Below are 23,309 nucleotides of genomic sequence, written 5' to 3' on the forward strand. Positions count from 1 at the left end.
GAATATGTACGACTGGAATGAAGCTGTCCGCAGCCTGAATGTGGGCCTGCCCGACGACATCGCCCGGCTGAAAGCGGCCGGATATTATCAAGAGGCCATCGCCCGCATCGACCGGCTGCTGGCCGAGGACTGGACAAAGACCCAGAACGGCCCGGCATCCAACGGCATCGCCCCGCCGGAGGGGTATGTCCCGCCCGAGAACCCCACGCCCCACGGTGTGGACGCCCTGCGGGAGGCCCTGACTGTCCAGAAGGAGATCATGCGCCGGCTGCCCGGGGAATACTGCTGGACGGAAGCCGAGGCCATCGCCCGGATGCAGGAGCGGGTCAGGGACTTCACCGCAGAGGAATTTAAGAAGCTCGACTGGGAGGGCCGGATGGACTGGCGGTTCGTGGAAGGGGAGAAGCGGTATCAGGCCCGGTTCGCCGAGACGCTGCTGGCCACCCACGCCGACCTCGCCGCCCGGAAGCTGACGCCGGATGCCCCCAACAACAAGAACGAAGAGCGCCACCGCCTCCACGAGAAGATGGAGCGGGAGGGGAGCGCCAGCGCCGACATCACCCTCCGCACCAGCATCCGGATGTCCGACGAAGCCTTCGCCGCCGCGCTGGAAAAGGCGAAAGCCGAGGGCAGAGATGCCGTCCACGTCCGGGCATGGCTGGCCCTGCCTGCCGCTTGCCCGTCCCAGAGCCATATCACGCTGGACCGCTTCACCGAGACGCCCGCCCATATCGCCGCCGAGGACGCGCCCCAGCGCACCGTCTGCTGGGAGGCCGACCTGACCGAGAACCGCACCTTCGGGGCCGAGTACAGCTACCGGGAGACGGCAGTCTATGCCGACCCGCTTTCCTTCACGCCCGACCCGGAGCAGCCGGACTTCTACACCGGCGAGGAAGCGCCCCACATCGTCTTTACGCCCTACCTGCGGGCGCTGGCGGCTCAGCTCACCGAGGGCATCGCCAGCCCGGCGGAGAAGGCGAAGCGCATCTACGATTATGTCACCCTGAACGTCCGGTATCACTTCCAGCCGTCCTATTTCGTCCATGAGTCCATCGCCGAGAACTGCGCCCGCAGCCGCCGGGGAGACTGCGGCATCATGGCGCTGACCTTCATCACCCTCTGCCGCATCGCGGGCATCCCGGCCCGGTGGGAGAGCGGCTTTGCAGTGGCCCCGGGGGATGCGGGCTGTCACGACTGGGCGCGGTTCTACGTCGCCCCCAAGGGCTGGATGTATGCCGACTGCTCCTACGGTGCCTCCATGGCCCGCCGGGGCGATGAAGTGCTCCGCCGCCACTATTTCGGCAGTCTGGATACGGGCCGCATGGTGGCAAACAGCGCCTTTGAAGCGCCCTTCGACCCGCCGATGCTGGGCTTCCGCAGCGACCCCTACGACAACCAGAGCGGCGAGATGGAGGCCGACGGCGTGGGCCTGTACGGTGACGATACCGTGACCACCAAAGAAGTTTTGAAGTTTGAGGAAGTAGAATAAATGGAATTTCTCGCAATGCTGTATACCGTCCTGCTGGTGGCCATCTGCCTGATGATGGCGGTGCTGCTCTTCCGCAGCGGACGCCCCACCGGCGGGTTGGACGAAGCCGACTGCGAAGAGCTGAAAGACTGGCTCGAAGAGCAGCTGGCCGCTCAGGCCAAAGAGTTCAACGCCCGTCAGGACGCCATCGCCCAGCAGAACTACGCCGCCATCCGCAGCGTCAGCGAGACGCTGCAGACGGCTGTGCAGAGCATGAGCACCACCCTCGGTCAGGGACAGGACAGCCAGCAGCGCATTCTGGAGCGGCGTCTGCAGAGCCTCGAGCATGCCAACAACCAGCAGATGGAGCAGCTGCGCCGCGCCATGGTCGAGAGCATGACGGCATTGCAGGCTGAGAACACCCGCAAGCTGGACGAGATACGCCACACGGTGGACGAGCAGCTTCAGGACGCTTTGCAGAAGCGGGTGACGGAAAGCTTCAAGGCCGTCAACCAGCAGCTCGAGCAGGTGTACAAGGGCCTTGGCGAGATGCAGTCCCTCGCCGCCGACGTGGGCGGCCTGAAGCAGGTGCTCTCGGGCGTCAAGACCCGCGGCATCCTCGGCGAGATCCAGCTGGGCGCGATCCTGGAAGAGATCCTCGCCCCGGAGCAGTATAACACCAACGTGGCCACCATCCCGGGCAGCACCCAGCGGGTGGAATACGCCATCCGGATGCCGGGTGCTGACGGCGGCAGCGTCTGGCTCCCCATCGACTCCAAGTTCCCCGGTGACACCTACGCCCACTTGCAGGACGCCTACGCTTCCGGCGACGCGCAGGCCGTGGAGGATGCCCGCCATGCCCTCGAGCTGGTGCTCCGCAGCGAGGCCAGAGACATCCGGGAAAAGTACGTCGAGCCGCCCTATACCACGGCGTTCGGCATCCTGTTCCTGCCCTTTGAGGGCCTGTATGCCGAGGTGGTGAACGCGGGGCTGCTGGAGGTCTTGCAGCGGGACTATCAGGTCAACGTGGCAGGCCCCAGCACCATGGCGGCCCTGCTGAACAGCCTGCAGATGGGCTTTAAGACCCTCGCCATCCAGAAGCGCTCTGGCGAGGTCTGGCAGCTGCTGGGCGCGGTGAAGACGGAGTTCGACAAGTTCGGGCAGGGCCTCGCCAAGATGCAGCAGCGTCTGCGCCAGACCGACGAAGAGCTGGACCAGCTCATCGGCGTCCGCAGCCGGGCCATCAGCCGGAAGCTGCGCAGCGTCCAGAGCCTCGACGAGGCCAGCGCCAGCGCCCTCTTGGAGATAGACGATATGAACGAGCTGCCGAAAGCACTCTCTGAGACCAGCGAGACATCTGGCAAAGTGGGAGAATATTGACGTAGTGACGGTCAAAAGTGCACTTTGCCAGGGTGGCAAACTGGCCTGAGCTGGCAAACTGACCACTTTGCCAGATATGAGCACTTTGCCAAGTTGGCAAAGTGGGGAAATATAACGTATCTATATTATTATTTTGTCACTTTGCCACATAATCTACCGCAGTAGAACGTCATTCGGCCATCCGGCCTGATAAATAGTTGACGAAGACGGCAGACTGTGCTATACTGAGACGATTCTTAAAATAATTGCCGGCCATGGCAGACCATACACACCAATAACAGAGAGGAAATGTGCTTATGAGCGTAAAGAACATCAGCAGCGCCATTCTGGGCGTGGGCGTGGACGATACCACCATCGATCTGTTTGAGAGCCAGTACCCGGTCCCCACCGGCGTCAGCTACAACTCCTACGTCATCCGGGACGAGAAGACCGCCATCCTCGACACCGTGGACGCGCGTGCCACCGACGAGTGGATGGCCAACGTCACCGAGGCGCTGGCAGGGGAGAAGCCCGCCTACCTCGTTGTCCACCACATGGAGCCGGACCACGGCGCGAATGTGGCCCGCCTCGCCGCCCTCTACCCCGAGATGCAGGTGGTGGGCAACGCCAAGACCTTCCAGTATATGGAGCAGTTCTTCGGCCCGGAGGCCATCGCCAAGGAGCGCCGCGTCGTCGTGAAGGACGGCGAGAGCCTTTCGCTGGGCGCTCACACCCTGACTTTCGTGTTCGCACCCATGGTCCACTGGCCCGAGGTCATGGTGAGCTATGAGTCCACCGAAAAAGTCCTCTTCTCCGCCGACGGCTTTGGCCGCTTCGGCGCGGTGGCAAAGTTCGACGAGAAGGCCGACTGGGCCAGCGAGGCCCGCCGCTACTACCTGAATATCGTGGGCAAGTACGGCCCGCAGGTGCAGGCTCTGCTGAAAAAGGCCGCTGCGCTGGACATCAAGACCATCTGCCCGCTCCACGGCCCCGTCCTCACCGGCGACCTTGGCAAGTACCTGAACTACTACGATCTGTGGTCCAGCTATAAGGCCGAAGAGCCGGAGAAGGTGCTGGTCGCCAGCGCCTCCATCCACGGCCACACCCGCGCCGCCGCCCACATTCTGGCCGAAAAGCTCCGCGCCAAGGGGGCGAAGGTGGTGGAGATCGACCTGACCCGGGTCGATGTCTCCTACGCCGTCACCGAGGCCTTCCGCTGCGGCAAGACCGTGCTGGCCTGCGCCACCTATGACGGCTTCCTCTTCCCGCCGATGGAGAACCTGCTGGCCCACCTCAAGACCAAGGCATTCCAGAGCCGCACCATCGCCCTGATGGAGAACGGCACCTGGGCGCCCATGGCTGCAAAGCTCATGCGCGCCGAGCTGGACGGCATGAAGAACATCACCGTCTGTGACGCCGTCGTCACCCTCCGCTCTGCTTCCAACGCCGCCGCTGAGGCGCAGATGGATGCCATGGTGGATGAGCTGCTGGCGAAGTAAAAGATTGCGAACATGAGAAAATCCCCCACTTTCGTGGGGGATTTTCTTGTTTTCTGTCAGCGTTTATGATACACTGATACTGCCGCCGCAAGGCGGTAAGGCGCTGTACATACGGTAGGCGGTTTGGTCTCTCACTTCCGAAAGGAGGTGAGAAGATGCCGATTACTTTGACGTTTCACTTGTTTGGACTCACGTTCACACTGCGAATCAAAAAGTAAAACCGCCACCTCTGCCAAGGTGACGGTTTTCAAAAAGCCAAATCCTTAGAAAGAGGCCAAACCGCTTGTCACAGTGCCTTTTCTATCGCTATTATAGCGCATTGCCGGACATCTGTCAAGAAACCCGGCAGTGCGTTTTTTGCTCAGGAGGCGCGCGTCTTCCGGCCAAGCGCCGCCGCGCCGGTCAGGGCCACGAGGACGCCCAGCACGGCAAGGCCCGCACCGGCCTGCCCGAAGGCGTCGCCCACCGCGCCCACGAGGGGGCTGGCGGGTATCATGAGCAGGCTGTAGACCATGCCGTCCACGCTGATGAGGGTGGCCCGCTGGTCGCTGGGGATGACATCGTTGAGCTTCTGGTCCTCATGCAGGAGGTAGGCGTCGATGACGCCCTGCACCAGCATACAGCCGAAGATGCAGCCCAGCACCGGGGCGGCACCCACCAGCGCGCAGCCCCCGCCGCAGAGCAGGGCGCAGACGGCGTAAAACCGCCGCAGGCTCTTCGGATGGAGCCGCCGGGCCGCTTCAACGCCCAGCATGGAGGCAAGCCCGCTCAGCAGCATCGGCACGAACAGCAGCGCTGTGGGCCAGCCCAGCTCGACGAGCCGCTGCTGGACGAACATCTTGGTCAGGTAGCTGGGGATGCAGAGGACAGCGGCGGAGACGATGAGCTTTGCCGCCAGCGGGGTGGCGCGAAGAGCGGTGATGCTGTCCCGCACCAGCCGCGCGAGCTGGCCGGGCAGGTCGCGGAAGGTCTGCTTTTCGCGGCGAGCCTGCATTTCGGTGACGATGGGCTCGGTCATCAGGGCGGTGGCGGCAGCGGCAGTGCCTTCAAAGGCGGCGCTCAGCAGGTAGAAACCGGAAAAGCGGAGAAACCGTTCCAGCGTGCTGGCGAGGGACCCCACAGCCGTGGCCAGCAGGGAGAGCAGGGAGCAGTTGGCGGAGACCCGGAGGTAGTCGTCTGTCCGTCCGCACTGCTTGAGGCTGTCGTAAGTCAGGGCCGAGGCGGTGCCGGAGAACATGGCGTTGGCCAGTGCGCTCAGCGCCATCGCCAGGCAGATGAAAAAGAGGTCCGGCGCAAAGGCCATCAGGAGGTTGGAGAGCACCATGCAGACCCCGCCGGCCACGAGTGTCTTCCTGCGGCCCAGCAGGTCAGCCGCCATGCCGCTGGGAACCTCGAAGGTGAGGCTGACCATGTGGAACACGCTCTCGGCAACGCCGATCTCCCACAGCGAGAAGCCCCGCGCGGCCAGCAGCGCCACCCACACCGCGTCGGCGATGCGCAGGCCGGAGAAGAAGTTGTTTGTATAGATGCAGGCAAGCTGCTTTTTCAGGTTCATGGGGAACACCCTTTCTATTATTATGGATAGAAATGTGTACCCTTTGTAGGCTGTTTGCTGCCTTCCCTCGGCCAAAAGGCTCTCCCTTTGGGAGAGCTGGCGCGTGAGCGCCTGAGAGGGCAAGCCCGGTAGAGAAGAGCCTCTGCGCAGCGAGAAGTTGTCTCTTTGTCAGAGTAAGAGTATCGCTGCATATGAGCTTCTCCGTCAGCGGCCTTGCCCTCTCCGTCACCTTTGGTGACACCTCTCCCAAGGGGAGAGGCTTTGACAAAGGGAAAGCGCCTATGCAAAACAAAAGCGCCCCATAGCAAAGCTGCGGGGCGCATAGATCATGCTCCACGCTCTGCTGAAAGGTATAAAAGGGTACACTTCGAGCCGGAAAAGCTTAGGGGTTTCCTTTTTTGAAGAAAACACAGCCGTTCCAACCCATCGCAGGTGTACCCTCCTTTCCGTAAAGCGTTGAGCTCAGCATACCATAATAACTGCTGAAAAGCAAGAAAAATGCGGATATTCCTTAAAATCTGCCCGCTGTGCTTGCAAACCGCCCCAAAATGTGATAAGATGGTTCTCGGTTATCAAAATGACCACGACCTGAATACTCCAAACGCAGCGACGGAGAGAGTAGGCAGGCGCACCGCAGCAAAGAGAGAAGCTTCACCGGCTGAGAGGGCTTCCGCGCGGGCGCAGGCTGAAGTTCGCTCCCGAGCGGCCGGCCTGAACGACAGTAGGGCCGGACGGTGCGCCCCGTTACGGCGTTTTGAGCGCCGCGCGGCTTGCGAAAGAGCCGGGCGGAAACCGGGTGGTACCGCGGAGCTGTGAACTTTTAGAGCTTCGTCCCTTTTGCCGGGCCTTTCAGGAGGCCGGGGCAGGGGACGGAGCTTTTTTTGCTGTCCGCTGAACAACACGAATGAGAAGGAGAGAACATCCATGCAAGCAATGATCGACGAGCTGGCAAAGCAGGCCGAAGAGAGCCTGTGCCAGGTCTCTTCCAAAGAAACGCTGGCAACTTTCTGGCAGGAATATCTGAGCAAGAACGGCAAGATCCCCGCCCTGATGAAGAATCTGCGCTCTGTCGCCCCCGAGGAGCGGCCGGCCATGGGCAAGATCATCAACGAACTGAAGGCCAGAGTCCAGGCCGAGTATGACGCCGCTGCCGACAAGGTGAAGCAGGCTGAGCTTGCTGCCCGCAACGCCGCCGAGACGGTGGACATCACCCTGCCCGCCAAGACCCGCGCCGTGGGCGGTCTGCACCCCCTGACCCTCGTCACCAACCAGATCATCGACGTCTTCTCGGGCATGGGCTTTGCTGTGGCAGACGCCCCCGAGATCGAGGACGACGACCACAACTTCACCCGCCTGAACGTCCCGAAGGACCATCCCGCCCGCGATATGCAGGACACCTTCTACCTGTCCGATGAGTTCCTGCTCCGCACCCAGACTTCCGGCGGCCAGATCCGCACCATGGACAGCCAGAAGCCTCCCATCAAGGTGCTCATCCCGGGCCGTGTCTTCCGCTCTGACTCCGACGCTACCCACAGCCCCATGTTCCACCAGATGGAAGGTCTGGTCGTGGATAAGGGCATCACGCTGGGCGATTTGCAGGGCGCTCTGAACACCTTCGTGCAGAAGATGTTCGGTGCCGACACCCGCACCCGCCTGCGTCCCTCCTACTTCCCCTTCACGGAGCCCAGTGTCGAGGTGGACGTGAGCTGCTTCGAGTGCCACGGCAAGGGCTGCCCCCTGTGCAAGCACACCGGCTGGATCGAGGTGCTGGGCGGCGGCGTCGTCAACCGCAAAGTCCTCGAGAACTGCAACATCGACCCGGACGAGTACTCCGGCTTTGCCTTCGGCATCGGCATTGAGCGCATCGCCATGCTGAAGTACGGCATCAACAACATCGGCCTGATGTTTGAGAACAACCTGCAGTTCCTCAAGCAGTTCCACGAATAAGAGGGGAGAGAGCAAACAATGAAAGTACCTTTCAGTTGGTTAAAAGAACTCGTCGATATTGACGTTACCGCACAGGAGCTTGAAGAAAAGCTTTTCTCCTGCGGCTTTGAAGTCGAGGAACTCATCCCGCTGGACGCCGGCATCAGCAAGGTCGTCGTGGGCAGGATCGTGGAGATGGAGCCTCAGGAAGGCACCCATCTGACCAAGTGCGTTGTGGACTGCGGCGAGTATGGCCACGACATCCGCATCAGCACCGGTGCGGCGAACATGAAGCTGGGCGACTGCGTGCCTGCCGCTCTGGACGGCTCCACCCTGCCCGGCGGCATCAAGATCAAGGCCCGCAAGATGCAGGGCGTTGAGTCCAACGGCATGCTCTGCTCCGGCGAGGAGCTGGGCCTGAACGATGACCTGTTCCCGGGCTCTGAGGTCTACGGTCTGCTCATCCTGCCCGAGGATTCCGTCCCCGGCACCGACATCGCCCCTGTGGTGGGTCTGGATGACTACATCTTCGACATCTCCATCACCGCAAACCGTCCCGACTGCCAGTCCGTGCTGGGCATCGCCCGCGAGGTGGCCGCCATCCTCGGCAAGCCCCTGCACATGCCCGCCATGGACTACAACACCGTCTGCGACGCCGACGAGCCGATCAGCGTGAAGGTGGAGGCTCCGGACCTCTGTCCCCGCTACATGGCACACTACGTCCGCAATATCCGGATGAGCGAGTCTCCCCGCTGGATGAAGCGCCATCTGGCCCTGTGCGGCCTGCGCTCCATCAGCAACGTGGTCGATATTACCAACCACACCCTGCTGGAGATGGGCCAGCCCATGCACGCCTTCGATTTGAACAAGGTCGCCGGCCGCAGCATCACCGTCCGCCGCGCCGTGGAAGGCGAGAAGATCACCACCCTCGATGAGAAGGAGTTCACCCTGAACCCCAACAATCTGGTCATCTGCGACGCAGAGAAGCCGGTCGCTCTGGCCGGCATCATGGGCGGTGCAAACTCCGGCATGGACGACAACACCACCAGCCTGCTCTTCGAGTGCGCTACCTTCGCACGCGACTCCGTCCGTAAGACCAGCCGCGCTCTGGGCCAGAACAGCGACTCTTCCGCCCGCTACGAGAAGGGCGTTGACCGCCACTCTCCCGAGCTGGGCCTTGCCCGCGCCCTGCACCTCATCCAGGAGCTGGACTGCGGCGACATCACCACGCTGGAATACGATCTGACCGATGGCCGTCCTCTCGAGCGCAAGCACATCGTCACCACCCCGGCCAAGATCTGCGGCGTGCTGGGCATCACCGTGCCGGACCAGACCATGATCGACATCCTCAAGCGCCTTGAGTTCACCGTGGACGTGCAGGCCGACGGCAGCTGGGACGTCTCCGCACCCCTCTACCGTGAGGATGTGGAGAGCTTCCCCGACCTGGCCGAGGAAGTCATCCGTGAGTACGGCTATGACCACATCGTGCCCACCTTCCTGAACACTGCCGCTGTCACCAACGGCGGTCTGAACTATGAGCAGAAGCAGCAGCTCAAGACCAAGCGTCTGCTGGCCGCACAGGGCTTCTATGAGGCTTCCACGCTGGCCTTCTATTCCAATGCCGAGTTCGATATGCTCCACATCCCGGCGGAGGATGAGGCCCGCAAGGCCATCCGCATCCTGAACCCCATCAGCGAGAACCTGTCCGTCATGCGCACCCTGCTGGCTCCGTCCATGCTGAACGTCATCGTGGACAACCTCAAGAAGGGCAACGCTGAGGGCCGTCTGTTCGAGATGGCTCCCGTCTACCTCGCCAAGGAGCTGCCCATCAACGAGCATCCCCACGAGCGCCAGACCCTCTGCATCGGTGCCTTCGGCCCCGAAGAGGACTTCTTCACCGTCAAGGGCGCTCTGGAAGGACTGGCGGAGGGCTTTGACCTGACCTTCACCTATCAGCGTGAGACCACCAGCTGGCTCCACCCCGGCATCAGCGCCGCCGTCTACTGCAACGGCAAGCGTCTGGGCGTCTTCGGCAAGCTGGCCAACGAGATCAACGCGGAGCTGGAGATCGCCAAGGAGCAGAAGGACAGCCAGAACATCTATCTGGGCGAGCTGGACTATGAGGCTCTGATGTCCTGCGTCGAGGGTGAGCTGCGCTATAAGCCCCTCAGCCCCTACGCCGCAGTCAAGCGCGACCTGGCTCTGGTCTGCGACGAGGCTGTGGCCTGCGGCGACATCGAAGAGACCATCAAGAAGGCAAGCTCCCTCATCACGGAGGTCAAGCTGTTCGATATTTATCGCGGCGCAAACCTCGGCGAGGGCAAGAAGAGCATGGCCTTCTCCCTGACCCTCTCTGACCCCGCTGCCGAAGTCTCCAACGAGCAGGTGGAGCGCACCGTCAAGAAGGTGCTGGGCAACCTGAAGTTCAAGCTGGGCATCGAGATCCGCTAAAACTGTTTCACCCGTCCGGAAATGAAGACTGAGAAGCTGCTGCACGGTGTTTTGTGCAGCAGCTTCTTTTTCTTTATGCCGATTTATGCTATACTTATCTTATATAGAAACACAGCAGGAGGATTCAGCGTGGAGGATTACCGCACCATCCGGGGGACAGCCATCGGAGAATACGAAGAGAAGAAGAGCCGCTTCATTGCGCAGCTCTCCTTTGCAGACAGCGAGGAGAAGGCCGTGGCCTTCCTCGAGCAGGTGCGCGCGGCCAACCGCACCGCCCGCCACAATGTCTATGCCTACCGCCTGCGGGAGGGGAGCCGGGAGCGCTATTCCGACGACGGCGAACCGGCCAAAACAGCGGGTACGCCTGCCCTGGAGGTCTTGCAGCACAGCGGACTGACCGACCTCATCGTGGTCATCACACGATACTTCGGCGGCGTGCTGCTGGGGACCGGCGGCCTTGTCCGGGCCTACACGACCGCCACGTCCCGCGCACTGGAAGCCGCCGAGGTGGTGACGGTGCGCAGCGTGGTGGCGCTGGATGTGACGGTGGACTACGGCCTCTATGAGCGGGCAGACCTGCTCATCAAGGCGGCGGGCGGCAAGCTGGCCGAACCGGAGTTCACCGATAAAGTCACCCTCCGCTGGCAGATGCCGGAGCATACCGAAGGGCCGCTGCTGACGCAGCTGCAGGAGCTGACAAGAGGCACGGCCAATGTCACCGTGAGCGAGCCGTTCTATGCGGCGTTTTAAGAAATAACGTCGAACAAATAACAAATACCAAAAATTACCAAATGACAAGTCGAAACATTTTCTGACGAAGAGACATGGATTTTCCCCCTTCGACAGGGCGAATCGGTTACAATAGCCGCAGACGCGGCATTGGGATCGGCCGCGCGCGGAGAGGAGGGAAAACGAGAGAAAAAGGAGGGACACAGGATGGATGTGCGCACACGCACCGAAGAGATCGAGCGGCTGACGCTGGCCCCGTGGGCGACGTTCAGCGATGAGAGCCGGGGCAGGCAGAGACCGGAGGAACAGGACCCCATCCGCCCTGTGTTCCAGCGGGACCGCGACCGGGTGCTCCACTGCAAGGCGTTCCGGCGGCTCAAGCAGAAAACGCAGGTCTTTCTCTCGCCGGAGGGCGACCTCTACCGCACCCGCCTGACCCACACGCTGGAAGTCTCCCAGATCGCCCGCACCATCGCCCGGGCGCTGCGGCTCAATGAGGACCTGACCGAGGCCATCAGCCTCGCCCACGACCTTGGCCACACCCCCTTCGGCCACGCCGGAGAGCGGGCGCTGGATAAGCTCACGCCCGGCGGCTTCAAGCACTATATGCAGAGCCTGCGGGTGGTGGACAAGCTCGAGAAGGACGGGCAGGGCCTCAATCTGACCTGGGAGGTGCGCAACGGCATCGTCACCCACACAAAAGGCACTTGGGCCGCGACGCCCGAGGGGCGCATCGTGCGGATGGCCGACCAGATCGCCTACGTCAACCACGACATCGAGGACGCCGTCCGGGCCGGTGTGCTGGACCCGGCCACCCTGCCGAAGGACTGCACCGCCGTGCTGGGCCAGACAAAGTCCGCCCGCATCACCACCATGATAAACAGCATCCTCGCCCACAGCGACGGGGATGTGGGGGTCGGCGCGGAGGAGAATGAAGCCTTCCTCGCCCTGCGGGACTTCATGTATGCCACCGTGTATGTGGACAAGACCGCCAAGGCCGAGGAGCAGAAGGTGGACAAGGTCATCGGGGAGCTGTACGAGTATTATCTGGCCCATGTGGACCAGATGTCCAACTTCTACGTCCAGCTGGCCTATCAGGACAACCCCGAGCGGGCCGTCACCGACTATATCAGCGGCATGAGCGACGAATTTGCCATCCGGACCTTTGAGGACGTCTTTGTGCCTCGCAAGTGGCACGTTTTGTAAAAAGGAGCGCCGAACATCTTTATGATCCCACACGAATATATTGAAGAGCTGACCCGCCGCACCGACATCGTGGAGCTGGTGGGCAACTATGTCCAGCTCAAGCGGAAGGGCCGGCTCTACGGCGGTCTGTGTCCCTTCCACAGCGAGAAGACCCCCTCGTTCTACGTCTATCCGGACACCCAGAGCTTCTATTGCTTTGGCTGCGGTGCTGGCGGCGATGCAGTGACCTTTACCAAAAAGATAAACAGCATCGACTACGTGGAGGCCGTCAAGCTGCTGGCCCAGCGGGCCGGTATGCCTGAGCCCACCGAGGACGACAAGACGGGCCGTCTGCGCAGCCGCATCCTCACCATGAACAAGGACGCGGCCCGCTTCTTCCACGCCTGCCTCAACTCCACCGTGGAGGAGGCCCGGCAGGCCCGTGCCTACTGGCGTCGGCGAGGCCTCGACGACAAGACCATCAACCGCTTCGGGCTGGGCTACGCCCCCGACGACGGGCAGGCGCTCTACCAGCATCTCCGGGACAAGGGCTACAACCAGCAGGAGCTGGACGCCAGCGGCCTGTTCAAGCGGAGCCAGTCGGGCCGCATCTACTGCCTGTTCTGGCGGCGGGTCATGACCCCCATCTTCGATCTGCGGGGCAACATCATCGCCTTCGGCGGCCGTGTGCTGGACGACTCCAAGCCCAAGTACGTCAACAGCCCCGAGACGCTGGTCTACCACAAGTCGGACACGGTGTTCGCGCTCCAGATCGCAAAGCGGAGCGCTTCCCATCGGTACGTCCTCTGCGAGGGCTACATGGATGTCATCTCCATGCATCAGGCGGGCATCGACACCGCTGTCTGCGCCTGCGGCACGGCCCTGACGCCCGACCAGATCAAGCTCATCAGCCAGTATGCCGATGAGGTCATCCTCAGCTACGACTCCGATGAGGCAGGCCAGAAAGCCACCCTCCGCTCGCTGGAGCTGTTCCGCAACAGCCCGGTGCGGGTGGGCGTGCTGCAGATCCCGGGCGCGAAAGACCCGGACGAGTACATCAAGAAATACGGTGCCGACCGCTTCAAAGCCCTGCTGGACGGCGTGGGCAATGCGCTGGACTTCCGGCTGGGCCGTCTGCGCAGTCAGTACGACCTCAAACAGGATGCTCAGCGCCTCGAGTACGTCAAGGAAGCGGTGGAAATGCTGGCCGAGCGCTCCAACCCCACCGAGCAGGAGGTCTACGCCGGGCGTCTGGCCGAGGAGACGAACATCTCCAAGACTGCCATCATGGCCCAGCTGGCCGACGCCGTGAAGAAAGCGGGCAGCAAGCGCCGCCGGGAGCAGAACCGCGCCCGCCTGCAGGAGGGGGAGATGAACCAGATCAAAGTCCCCTACAGCGCAGGCCGGGGCGCACTGGGCATGGCCAGCGCAGAGCAGCGGCTTCTTGCCGCCATGCTGCGGGAGCCGGGCTATATCGATAAGGTGAGCGCCCAGCTCAGGCCGGAACAGTTCTTGCAGCCCCAGCAGAAGGAGCTGTACGAAGCCATGCTCCGCTGCAGGGAGCAGGGGGTGGAGGTGAGCCTCGCCACCCTGCGGGCCTTTGTCAGCGAGGAAGCTCTGAATGAATTGAGCCGTCTTGCGGCACAATACAGCGATGTGAACTGTACGCCGGAGGACATCAAGCTCTATCTGGAACGCATCGCCCGGGGGACTCCCGTGGCCAGCCGCGCCGCCAGTATGTCAACCAACGATATTGAACAGTATCTCCAGTCGATGCGGGAACAAAAGCAGGGAACTGCTGACGCAGAAGATTCGGTCTGATCTCTCCACCGGCTGGGGCCGGAAGGAGAAGCACAGATGCAGAAAATGTCACAGACGGAAGAAATGGCGAAGATGCTGGCGGGACGCGCCCGCCGCCATGTCCTGACGCCCGAGCAGGTGAGTCGTGCCATGGAAGAGCAGGACTTCGACCCGGCGGGGCTGGATGAGCTGTATGCCGCACTGGAGACGCGGGGCGTGCAGGTGGCCGAGGAAGAGACAGAGCTGCCGCTTCTGGACGAAGAGCAGATCGGAAAGCTTGAGCATGAGCTGTCCGCCGAAGGCGTGGCGCTGGACGACCCGGTGAAGACCTATCTGAAAGAGATCGGCCGGGTGCCGCTGCTCTCGGCGGAAGAAGAAGCCGCCCTTGCCCGTGCTGCGCAGGCAGGGGACGAGGACGCCCGCCGCCGTCTCAGCGAAGCGAATCTCCGCCTCGTCGTCTCGGTGGCAAAGCGGTATGCCGGGCGGGGCCTGCCCTTCCTCGATCTGATCCAGGAAGGCAACCTCGGCCTGATGAAGGCGGCGGAGAAGTTCGAGCCGGACCGGGGCTTCAAGTTCTCGACCTACGCCACCTGGTGGATACGCCAGTCCATCACCCGGGCCATCGCCGACCAGGGCCGCACCATCCGCATCCCGGTGCATCTGGTGGAGAGCATCAACCGGGTGAAGAAGACGGCAGGAGAGCTGCTGCGCCGCACAGGCCGGGAGCCCACCGCCGAGGAGATCGCCGCCCAGCTGGACATGGAGCCCGCCCGGGTGCGGGAGCTGATACAGCTGGCTCAGGACCCCATCAGCCTCGAGACGCCGGTGGGGGAGGAAGAGGACGCCCACCTCGAGGACTTCATCCAGGACGATGAGGCAGGCGTCCCCGCCGACGAGGCCGGGCGGCAGCTGCTCCGCCGGGAGCTGATGAATGTGCTCAAGAGCCTGACGCCCCGGGAAGAGCGGGTCATCGCCCTCCGCTTCGGTTTGGAGGATGGCCGCGCCCGGACACTGGAAGAGCTGGGCCGGGAGTTCAACGTCACCCGGGAGCGGGTGCGCCAGATAGAGGCCAAAGCCCTGCGCAAGCTCCGCCACCCCAGCCGGGCCAAGCGCCTGCGGGATTATCTGGATGAATAAACTGCATTGCAAGAGTAAATGGTGACAAAATGCACAAGGGTGTTTTTGTCTGGAACGTAAAAAACAAAAAAATCAACCCCAAAATCACGCGAAGCATACACGTTCCCGGGCGTCCGATAAAAGAGGGCGCCCGGGAATTTTTTTGCCTCAAAACGGAAAAATGGCTTGACAACAGGGGTTTTAGGGTGTATACTGCATTAGTATCACATAATGGCCTAGTGCGCCAAAAAGGGAGTTTGCGCAGCATGAGCGGAACGGGTCCTACCGAAAAGTTTGTGCAAAACGCCGGACTTCTGCGCGCGGTGCAGGCCGAATTATGTGTGTCTGCTCAAATTCGACCTGCATTTTGCAACATCCGTAGAGTATAAAAGTAAGGAGTGGTTGATTTTATGATGAAAGTCAAGCCCGTCAAGCTCGGCAAGACCGAGCGCATGAGCTTCTCCCACATCGACGAAGTCATCAGTATGCCGAACCTCATCGAGGTCCAGAAGAACTCTTATCAGTGGTTCCTGGACGAGGGCCTGAAAGAGGTCTTCCACGACATCGGCACCATTGAGGACTACACCGGCAATCTGGCACTGAGCTTCGTGGACTTCCGTCTCGATAAAGAGCCCAAGTACAGCATCAAAGAGTGCAAAGAGCGCGACGTGACCTATGCAGCACCCCTGCGCGTCACCGCCCGTCTGCTGAACAAGGAGACCGGCGAGGTGAAGGACCAGGAGATCTTCATGGGCGACTTCCCCCTGATGACCGACGCCGGCACCTTTGTCATCAACGGTGCAGAGCGCGCCATCGTCAGCCAGCTGGTCCGTTCTCCCGGCGTATTCTACGGCCACGATCACGATAAGGTGGGCAACGACCTGTACAGCGCCACCATGAACCCCAACCGCGGCGCCTGGCTGGAGTACGAGACCGACGCTTCCAACGTGTTCTATGTCCGTATCGATAAGAACCGCAAGCTGCCCGTCACCGTGCTCTGCCGCGCACTGGGCCTGTCTTCCAACGAGGACATCCTGAACTACTTCGGCGAGGATGAGCGCATCCTTGCCACTCTGGAAAAGGATACCACCAAGAACACCGAGGAAGGCCTGCTGGAAGTCTACCGCAAGCTGCGCCCCGGTGAGCCTCCCACGGTGGAGTCCGCTACCAGCCAGCTCAATATGCTCTTCTTCGACCCCCGCCGCTACGATCTGTCCCGGTTTGGTCGTTATAAGATGAACAAGAAGCTGTCTCTGGCACGCCGCATCACCGGCTACATCGCCGCTGAGAACGTCGTTGCTCCTCTGACCGGCGAACTGCTCATCGAGAAGGATGCCAAGATCACCCGTCAGATGGCTGAGGCCGCTGACAACGCCGGCGTCAACATCGTCGTGCTGAACGTCGAGGGCAAGAAGGTCAAGGTCATCACCAATGGCTGTGTTGACGCTCAGGGCTTCTTCTCCTTCGACGTCAAGGAGTGCGGCATCAACGAGCGCTGCTCCTTTGAGGAGATCAAGAAGATCCTCGACACCACTTCGGATGTGGAAGAGCAGAAGGAGCTGCTGCGCCGCAACCACGACCAGCTCATCGGCCGCACCGTCACCGTGACCGACATCCTGTCTTCCATCAACTATCTGAACGGCCTGGGCCACGGCATCGGCACCACCGATGACATCGACCATCTGGGCAACCGCCGCATCCGCAGTGTCGGTGAGCTGCTGCAGAACCAGTTCCGCATCGGCTTCTCCCGCATGGAGCGCGTCATCCGTGAGCGCATGACCCTGCAGAGCCAGGACCAGAGCGTCATCACTCCGCAGGCCCTCATCAATATCCGTCCTGTGGTCGCCGCCATCAAGGAGTTCTTCGGTTCTTCTCCGCTGTCCCAGTTCATGGACCAGAACAATCCTCTGGCTGAGCTGACCCACAAGCGCCGTCTGTCTGCTCTGGGCCCCGGCGGTCTGAGCCGTGACCGCGCAGGCTTCGAAGTCCGCGACGTCCACTACAGCCACTATGGCCGTATGTGCCCCATCGAGACTCCTGAAGGCCCCAACATCGGTCTGATCTCCTATCTGGCATCCTACGCCAAGATCAATGAGTACGGCTTCGTTGAGGCTCCTTACCGCAAGGTCAAGAAGACCTACGACGAGAAGGGCCGCCTCATCGACCAGGTCGTCACCGACGAGGTCGAGTATATGACCGCTGACGTCGAGGACGAGTACGTCGTTGCTCAGGCCAACGAGCCTCTGGACGAGACCAAGCACTTCAAGCGCGCCCGCGTTTCTGCCCGCCGCCGCGACGACATCCTGGAGATCGACGCCGAGAAGGTCGATTATATGGACGTCTCGCCCCGAATGATGGTCTCTGTCGCTACCGCCTGCATCCCCTTCCTGGAGAACGATGACTGTAACCGTGCTCTGATGGGCTCCAACATGCAGCGTCAGGCAGTGCCTCTGATGGTCACCCAGCAGCCCATCGTTGCTACCGGTATGGAGTACAAGGCTGCTACCGACTCCGGCACCGCTGTTCTGGCAAAGAACGACGGCATCGTTGAGAAGGTGGACGCTGACCATGTCGAGGTGCGCAACGCTCAGGGCGCCGTGGACAACTATTCTCTGGTCAAGTTCGCCCGCTCCAACGCAGGCACCTGCATCAACCAGCGCCCCATCGTCGAGGTGGGCGAGAACGTCAAGGCCGGTCAGGTGCTGGCCGACGGCCCCGCAATGCGCAACGGCGAGATCTCTCTGGGCAAGAACGCCCTCATCGGCTTCATGACCTGGGAGGGCTACAACTACGAGGACGCCGTCCTGCTGAACGAGAAGATCGTCCGTGAGGACGTTTACACCTCTATCCACATTGAGGAATATGAGACCGAGTCCCGCGACACCAAGCTGGGACCCGAAGAGATCACCCGCGACATCCCCAACGTCTCTGAGGATGCTCTGAAGGACCTGGACGAGCGCGGCATCATCCGCATCGGCGCCGAGGTCAAGAGCGGTGATATTCTGGTCGGTAAAGTCACCCCGAAGGGCGAGACCGAGCTGACCGCTGAGGAGCGCCTGCTCCGTGCCATCTTCGGCGAGAAGGCCCGCGAGGTGCGTGACACCTCTCTGCGTGTGCCTCACGGCGAGTACGGCATCATCGTGGACGTCAAGGTCTTTACCCCGGAGAACAGCGACGAGCTGCAGCCCGGTGTGCGCGAGGTCGTCCGCTGCTACATCGCTCAGAAGCGCAAGATCAGCGTCGGCGATAAGATGGCAGGCCGTCACGGCAACAAGGGTGTCGTTTCCCGCATCCTGCCGCAGGAGGATATGCCCTACCTGCCCGACGGCACCCCGCTGGACATCGTGCTGAACCCCCTGGGCGTTCCTTCCCGTATGAACATCGGTCAGGTGCTGGAAGTCAACCTGGGCTACGCTGCCAAGGCCTGCGGCATCAAGGTCATGACCCCCGTTTTCGACTCCGCCCGCGAGGCTGACATCGGCGATACCTTCGATACCGCCCGCGAGATGTGGCACGGCGAGAATGCTCCTGCATATCCCACCAAGCTCCCCAAGCTGATGGGCGAGAAGGGCCACATCATCGACTTCTCCAAGATCGAGCTGGACCGCGACGGCAAGACCACCGTTTACGATGGCCGTACCGGTGAGAAGTTCGATAACCGCGTTACCGTCGGTTATATGTACTACCTCAAGCTGCATCACCTCGTTGATGATAAGATCCATGCCCGTTCCACCGGCCCCTACTCTCTGGTCACTCAGCAGCCTCTGGGCGGCAAGGCCCAGTTCGGCGGCCAGCGCTTCGGCGAGATGGAGGTCTGGGCTCTGGAAGCTTACGGTGCTGCTTACACCCTGCAGGAGATCCTGACCGTCAAGTCCGATGACGTCGAGGGCCGTGTCAAGACCTACGAGGCCATCGTCAAGGGCGAGCCCATCCCGCAGCCGGGCATCCCCGAGTCCTTCCGCGTTATGCTCAAGGAACTGCAGTCTCTGGGTCTGGACGTCGTGGTCCAGGACAAGGAAGGCAACGAGATCGATATGCGCCAGAACTTCGACGACGAAGAGACCGGCTTCGATATGCGTGATGTTGCCGGCACCGAGACTGTCGCCAACGAGAACGAGCTGCTGAACGATTACACCATCAAGGACGCCGATGCTGGTTTCGATGATCCCTCCGTGCTGGAGGATGACAACTCTGCCGCTGCAGAGTCCGCTTCTGACGAAGTGAACATCGACGAATAATAAGGCCCCTTTGAGAAAGCTGTGTTTCCCTGCGCGGTGCGCGTGCTGCCGCCGCAGGGCAGGGGAGGGCAGCGGGTCTTCCAACGTCAACTGTTATCATCGAGACTATAAAGATTAAGAAAGGGTTCGTTTCATGGAAAACAACGTCTTCGATTCGATCAAAATCGGCCTTGCCTCTCCTGACCAGATCCGCAACTGGAGCTATGGCGAGGTGAAGAAGCCTGAGACCATCAACTACCGCACCCTGAAGCCGGAGCGCGACGGTCTGTACTGCGAGCGCATTTTTGGACCTACCAAGGACTGGGAGTGCCACTGCGGCAAGTATAAGCGCATCCGTTATAAGGGCAAGATCTGCGACCGCTGCGGCGTCGAGGTGACCAAGGCCAAGGTCCGCCGTGAGCGTATGGGCCACATCGAGCTGGCCGCTCCTGTGAGCCACATCTGGTACTTCAAGGGCATCCCCAGCCGCATCGGCCTGATGCTGGACATCAGCCCCCGCCTGCTGGAGAAGGTCCTCTACTTTGCAAGCTATATCGTCACCGATCCCGGCCTGACCCCGCTGGAAAAGAAGCAGCTGCTGACCGAGAAAGAGTACCGCGAGATGCGCGAGCGCTACGGCGACGAGTTCGAGGCTGCGATGGGTGCTGAGGCCGTTCAGGACCTGCTGAAGGAGATCGACCTCGACCAGCTCAGCGCTGAGCTGACTGCCGAGGTGGAGAAGTCCTCCGGCCAGAAGAAGGTGCGTATCCTGAAGCGTCTGGAAGTCGTCGAGGCTTTCCGCGTTTCCGGCAACCGCCCCGAGTGGATGGTTATGGACGTGCTGCCCGTGCTGCCGCCTGACCTGCGTCCCATGGTCCAGCTGGACGGCGGCCGCTTCGCCACCTCCGACCTGAATGACCTGTACCGCCGCGTCATCAACCGCAACAACCGTCTGCGCCGCCTGCTGGAGCTGGGCGCTCCCGACATCATCGTGCGCAACGAGAAGCGTATGCTGCAGGAAGCAGTTGACAGCCTCATCGACAACGGCCGCCGCGGCCGTCCCGTCACCGGTCCCAACAACCGCGCACTGAAGAGCCTTTCCGATCTGCTGAAGGGCAAGCAGGGCCGCTTCCGTCAGAACCTGCTGGGCAAGCGTGTTGACTACTCCGGCCGTTCCGTTATCGTCGTCGGTCCTGAGCTGAAGATGGACCAGTGCGGTCTGCCCAAGGAGATGGCTCTGGAGCTGTTCAAACCCTTCGTCATGAAGGACCTGGTCGAGAAGGGTGTTGCCAACAACATCAAGTCTGCCCGCAAGATGGTCGAGCGCGCAAAGCCCGAGGTCTGGGACAGCCTTGAGACTGTCATCAAGGGCCACCCCGTCCTGCTGAACCGCGCACCTACCCTGCACCGTCTGGGCATCCAGGCATTCAACCCCGTGCTGGTCGAGGGCCGTGCCATCAAGCTGCACCCCCTGGCCTGTACCGCATTCAACGCCGACTTCGACGGCGACCAGATGGCAGTCCATCTGCCCCTGGGCGAGGATGCCTGCCGCGAGGCCAAGATGCTGATGCTGGCTTCCGGCAACCTGCTGAAGCCCTCTGACGGCGCACCTGTCACCGTTCCTACGCAGGATATGATCCTGGGCAGCTACTACCTGACCACCGTTCGTGAGAACGAAGAGGGCGCAGGCAAGGTGTTCCGCGATGAGAACGAGGCTCTGATGGCTTACGCTGAGCACATCGTCACCCTGCACGCACCCATCAAGGTGCGCCGCACCATGGTCATCGACGGCGTGGAGCGCACCGGTCTGGTAGACGCCACCGTCGGCCGCATCATCTTCAACAACCCCGTGCCTCAGAATCTGGGCTATATCGACCGCACCGACCCTGAGCACTGGCTGGAGTACGAGGTCAGCTTCCGCGTGACCAAGAAGACCCTGCCCGACATCATCTCCCGCTGCATGACCCGCAACGGCAGCCGCAAGTGTGCAAAGATGCTGGACGCCATCAAGGCACAGGGCTACAAGTACTCTACGCTGTCCGCTATCTCCGTCGCTGTCTGCGACGCTGTCATCCCGCCCCAGAAGGACGAGCTGATCGCCGACGCCGACAAGCAGGTCTCTCAGGTCAGCAAGCTGTTCAACCGCGGCCTGATCTCCGAGAACGAGCGCTACTCCCAGACCATCAACATCTGGCAGGCTACCACCGATAAGGTCTCCAAGGCTCTGGCTGCAAACCTGCCCGAGGACAACGAGATCTTCATGATGGCAGACTCCGGTGCTCGTGGTTCTATGAACCAGATCAAGCAGCTGGCCGGCATGCGCGGCCTGCTGGCAAACACCGCCGGTAAGACCATCGAGATGCCCATTCGTGCGAACTACCGCGAAGGTCTGAATATCCTGGAATACTTCGTTTCCGCTCGTGGCGCTCGTAAGGGTCTGGCCGATACCGCTCTGCGTACCGCTGACTCCGGCTACCTGACCCGTCGAATGGTCGATGTCTCTCAGGAAGTCATCGTCCGCGAGATCGACTGCGGCACCACCGACGGCCTGTGGGTCTCCGAGATCCACGAGGGCAAGGAGAAGATCGAGAGCTTCCGTGAGCGTATCATCGGCCGTTATGCCGTGGGTGATGTCCTCGACCCCGTCACCGGCAAGGTCATCGTTCCCGAAGGCAAGATGATCGACCTCTACGATGCAAACGACATCGAGGCCGCAGGCATCACCAAGCTGAAGATCCGCAGCCTGCTGACCTGCCGTGCCAAGATCGGCGTCTGCGCACACTGCTACGGCAGCGATATGGCAAACGGTGAGCCCGTCCAGCTGGGCGAGTCCATCGGCGTCATCGCCGCAGAGTCCATCGGCGAGCCCGGTACTCAGCTGACCATGCGTACCTTCCATACCGGCGGTATCGCATCTGCTGAAGATATTACTCAGGGTCTTCCCCGTGTCGAGGAGCTGTTCGAGAGCCGCCGTCCCAAGAGCATGGCCATCATGAGCGAGATCTCCGGTGTCGTCTCTCACGACGATACCAAGAAGAACGTCGTCGTCAAGGTCACTGGCAAGGACGAGAACGGCGCTGAGGTCGTCAAGAGCTACTCCATCCCGTTCACCCAGCACGCACGTGTGATGCCGGGCGACCGCGTGGAGAAGGGCGACATCATCACCCGTGAAGGCGTCCTGTATCCTCAGGACATCCTGGCCATCAAGGGTCTGAGCGATGTTCAGAACTACCTCATCAGCGAGGTCCAGAAGGTCTACCGTCTGCAGGGCGTTGAGATCAACGATAAGCATATCGAGGTCATCGTCCGTCAGATGTGCCGCAAGGTCCGCGTGACCGACTCCGGTTCTTCCGACCTCATCGGCGGTGCTCTGGCAAACCGTCTGGAAGTCGAGAACATCAACGCCGAGCTGCAGAAGCGCATCGACGCCGGTGAGCAGGGCATCAAGCTGGTCGAGTATCAGCAGGTGCTGCTGGGCATCACCAAGGCTGCTCTGGCAAACGAGTCCTTCCTGTCTGCCGCCTCCTTCCAGGAGACCACCCGCGTGCTGACCGAGGCCGCCATCAAGGGCAAGGTCGATCCGCTGGCCGGTCTGAAGGAGAACGTCATCATCGGTAAGCTCATCCCCGCAGGTACCGGTCTCCCGGAGGTGCGTGAGGACCTGAAGCGCCGTGAGGAAGAGCGCGACGCCGAGGTCGCCGCTGAGCTGGCAGCTGCCGCACGGCAGTAAGCTTCCCGTCACAGTTCTCTTAAGGTAAATAGGAGAGCCGCTTTTGTGGAGAGTATCCGCGAAGGCGGCTCTTTTTGTTTGGAATGCTGTTCCGTTAAAACCTCTCAGTCAAAGCCTGCCGGTAAAGCGCTCTAAAAACCCTTTCGGCGAATAAAACAAAAAAATATTGGAAAAACTGTTGACATTCCTGATGAAAACGGGTATTATATAACCGTTGCGCGTCCCACACAGGGATAGTGCGGCAAAAAAGTCGGAAAACATCCGATGTTCATCA

The 23,309-nt window shown here is 61.4% G+C and carries 12 protein-coding genes; 11 read left to right on the forward strand and 1 reads right to left on the reverse strand.

Translation table 11 applies throughout. From position 1 onward, the window contains the following. The first annotated feature begins 4 nt into the window (after positions 1–4). From F3G95_RS06545 to F3G95_RS06555, 3 genes are all read left to right on the forward strand, one after another. The gene (locus tag F3G95_RS06545) at positions 5–1,489 is read left to right on the forward strand and encodes a transglutaminase-like domain-containing protein (RefSeq protein WP_149794308.1); all 1,485 of its coding nucleotides are present in this window, start codon (positions 5–7) and stop codon (positions 1,487–1,489) included. Then, complete coding sequence (rmuC, locus tag F3G95_RS06550) at positions 1,490–2,848, forward strand: DNA recombination protein RmuC (protein WP_149794309.1); 1,359 nt, start codon at positions 1,490–1,492, stop codon at positions 2,846–2,848. Between the two features lie 296 nt (positions 2,849–3,144). Beyond that, positions 3,145–4,326 carry an MBL fold metallo-hydrolase gene (locus F3G95_RS06555; RefSeq protein ID WP_149794310.1) on the forward strand — a complete coding sequence of 394 codons (1,182 nt, stop codon included), beginning with the start codon at positions 3,145–3,147 and terminating at the stop codon, positions 4,324–4,326. A gap of 361 nt (positions 4,327–4,687) precedes the next feature. On the opposite strand, the gene F3G95_RS06560 is transcribed toward F3G95_RS06555, so the two are convergent. Continuing rightward, positions 4,688–5,881 carry an MFS transporter gene (locus F3G95_RS06560; protein WP_149794311.1) on the reverse strand — a complete coding sequence of 398 codons (1,194 nt, stop codon included), beginning with the start codon at positions 5,879–5,881 and terminating at the stop codon, positions 4,688–4,690. Positions 5,882–6,805: 924 nt separating this feature from the next. Between F3G95_RS06560 and pheS the strand changes: the two genes are divergently transcribed. From pheS to rpoC, 8 genes are all read left to right on the forward strand, one after another. Continuing rightward, positions 6,806–7,828 (forward strand): phenylalanine--tRNA ligase subunit alpha, encoded by a 1,023-nt coding sequence (pheS, locus tag F3G95_RS06565; protein WP_149794312.1) that lies wholly within the window; start codon positions 6,806–6,808, stop codon positions 7,826–7,828. 18 nt (positions 7,829–7,846) lie between these two features. Further along, positions 7,847–10,258, forward strand: coding sequence for a phenylalanine--tRNA ligase subunit beta (gene pheT, locus F3G95_RS06570; RefSeq protein WP_149794313.1), 2,412 nt, complete (start codon positions 7,847–7,849; stop codon positions 10,256–10,258). A 129-nt stretch (positions 10,259–10,387) separates the two neighbouring features. Next, positions 10,388–11,008, forward strand: coding sequence for a YigZ family protein (locus tag F3G95_RS06575; protein WP_149794314.1), 621 nt, complete (start codon positions 10,388–10,390; stop codon positions 11,006–11,008). Between the two features lie 186 nt (positions 11,009–11,194). Continuing rightward, on the forward strand, positions 11,195–12,193 hold the full coding sequence (locus F3G95_RS06580) for a deoxyguanosinetriphosphate triphosphohydrolase (protein ID WP_149794315.1): 999 nt from the start codon (positions 11,195–11,197) through the stop codon (positions 12,191–12,193). Between the two features lie 21 nt (positions 12,194–12,214). After that, a complete protein-coding gene (dnaG, locus tag F3G95_RS06585) occupies positions 12,215–13,993 on the forward strand; it encodes a DNA primase (protein WP_149794316.1) in 1,779 nt (592 codons plus the stop codon). A 36-nt stretch (positions 13,994–14,029) separates the two neighbouring features. Further along, positions 14,030–15,109, forward strand: a complete 1,080-nt coding sequence (gene rpoD / locus F3G95_RS06590) for an RNA polymerase sigma factor RpoD (protein ID WP_149794317.1) — start codon at positions 14,030–14,032, stop codon at positions 15,107–15,109. A gap of 389 nt (positions 15,110–15,498) precedes the next feature. Then, positions 15,499–19,326 carry a DNA-directed RNA polymerase subunit beta gene (locus F3G95_RS06595; protein ID WP_149794318.1) on the forward strand — a complete coding sequence of 1,276 codons (3,828 nt, stop codon included), beginning with the start codon at positions 15,499–15,501 and terminating at the stop codon, positions 19,324–19,326. A gap of 133 nt (positions 19,327–19,459) precedes the next feature. Then, positions 19,460–23,035, forward strand: coding sequence for a DNA-directed RNA polymerase subunit beta' (rpoC, locus tag F3G95_RS06600; protein WP_149794319.1), 3,576 nt, complete (start codon positions 19,460–19,462; stop codon positions 23,033–23,035). Positions 23,036–23,309: the final 274 nt, after the last annotated feature.

The sequence above is a fragment of the Faecalibacterium sp. Marseille-P9312 genome (genome assembly GCF_902497445.1).
GTDB classification, from domain to species: domain Bacteria; phylum Bacillota; class Clostridia; order Oscillospirales; family Ruminococcaceae; genus Faecalibacterium; species Faecalibacterium longum.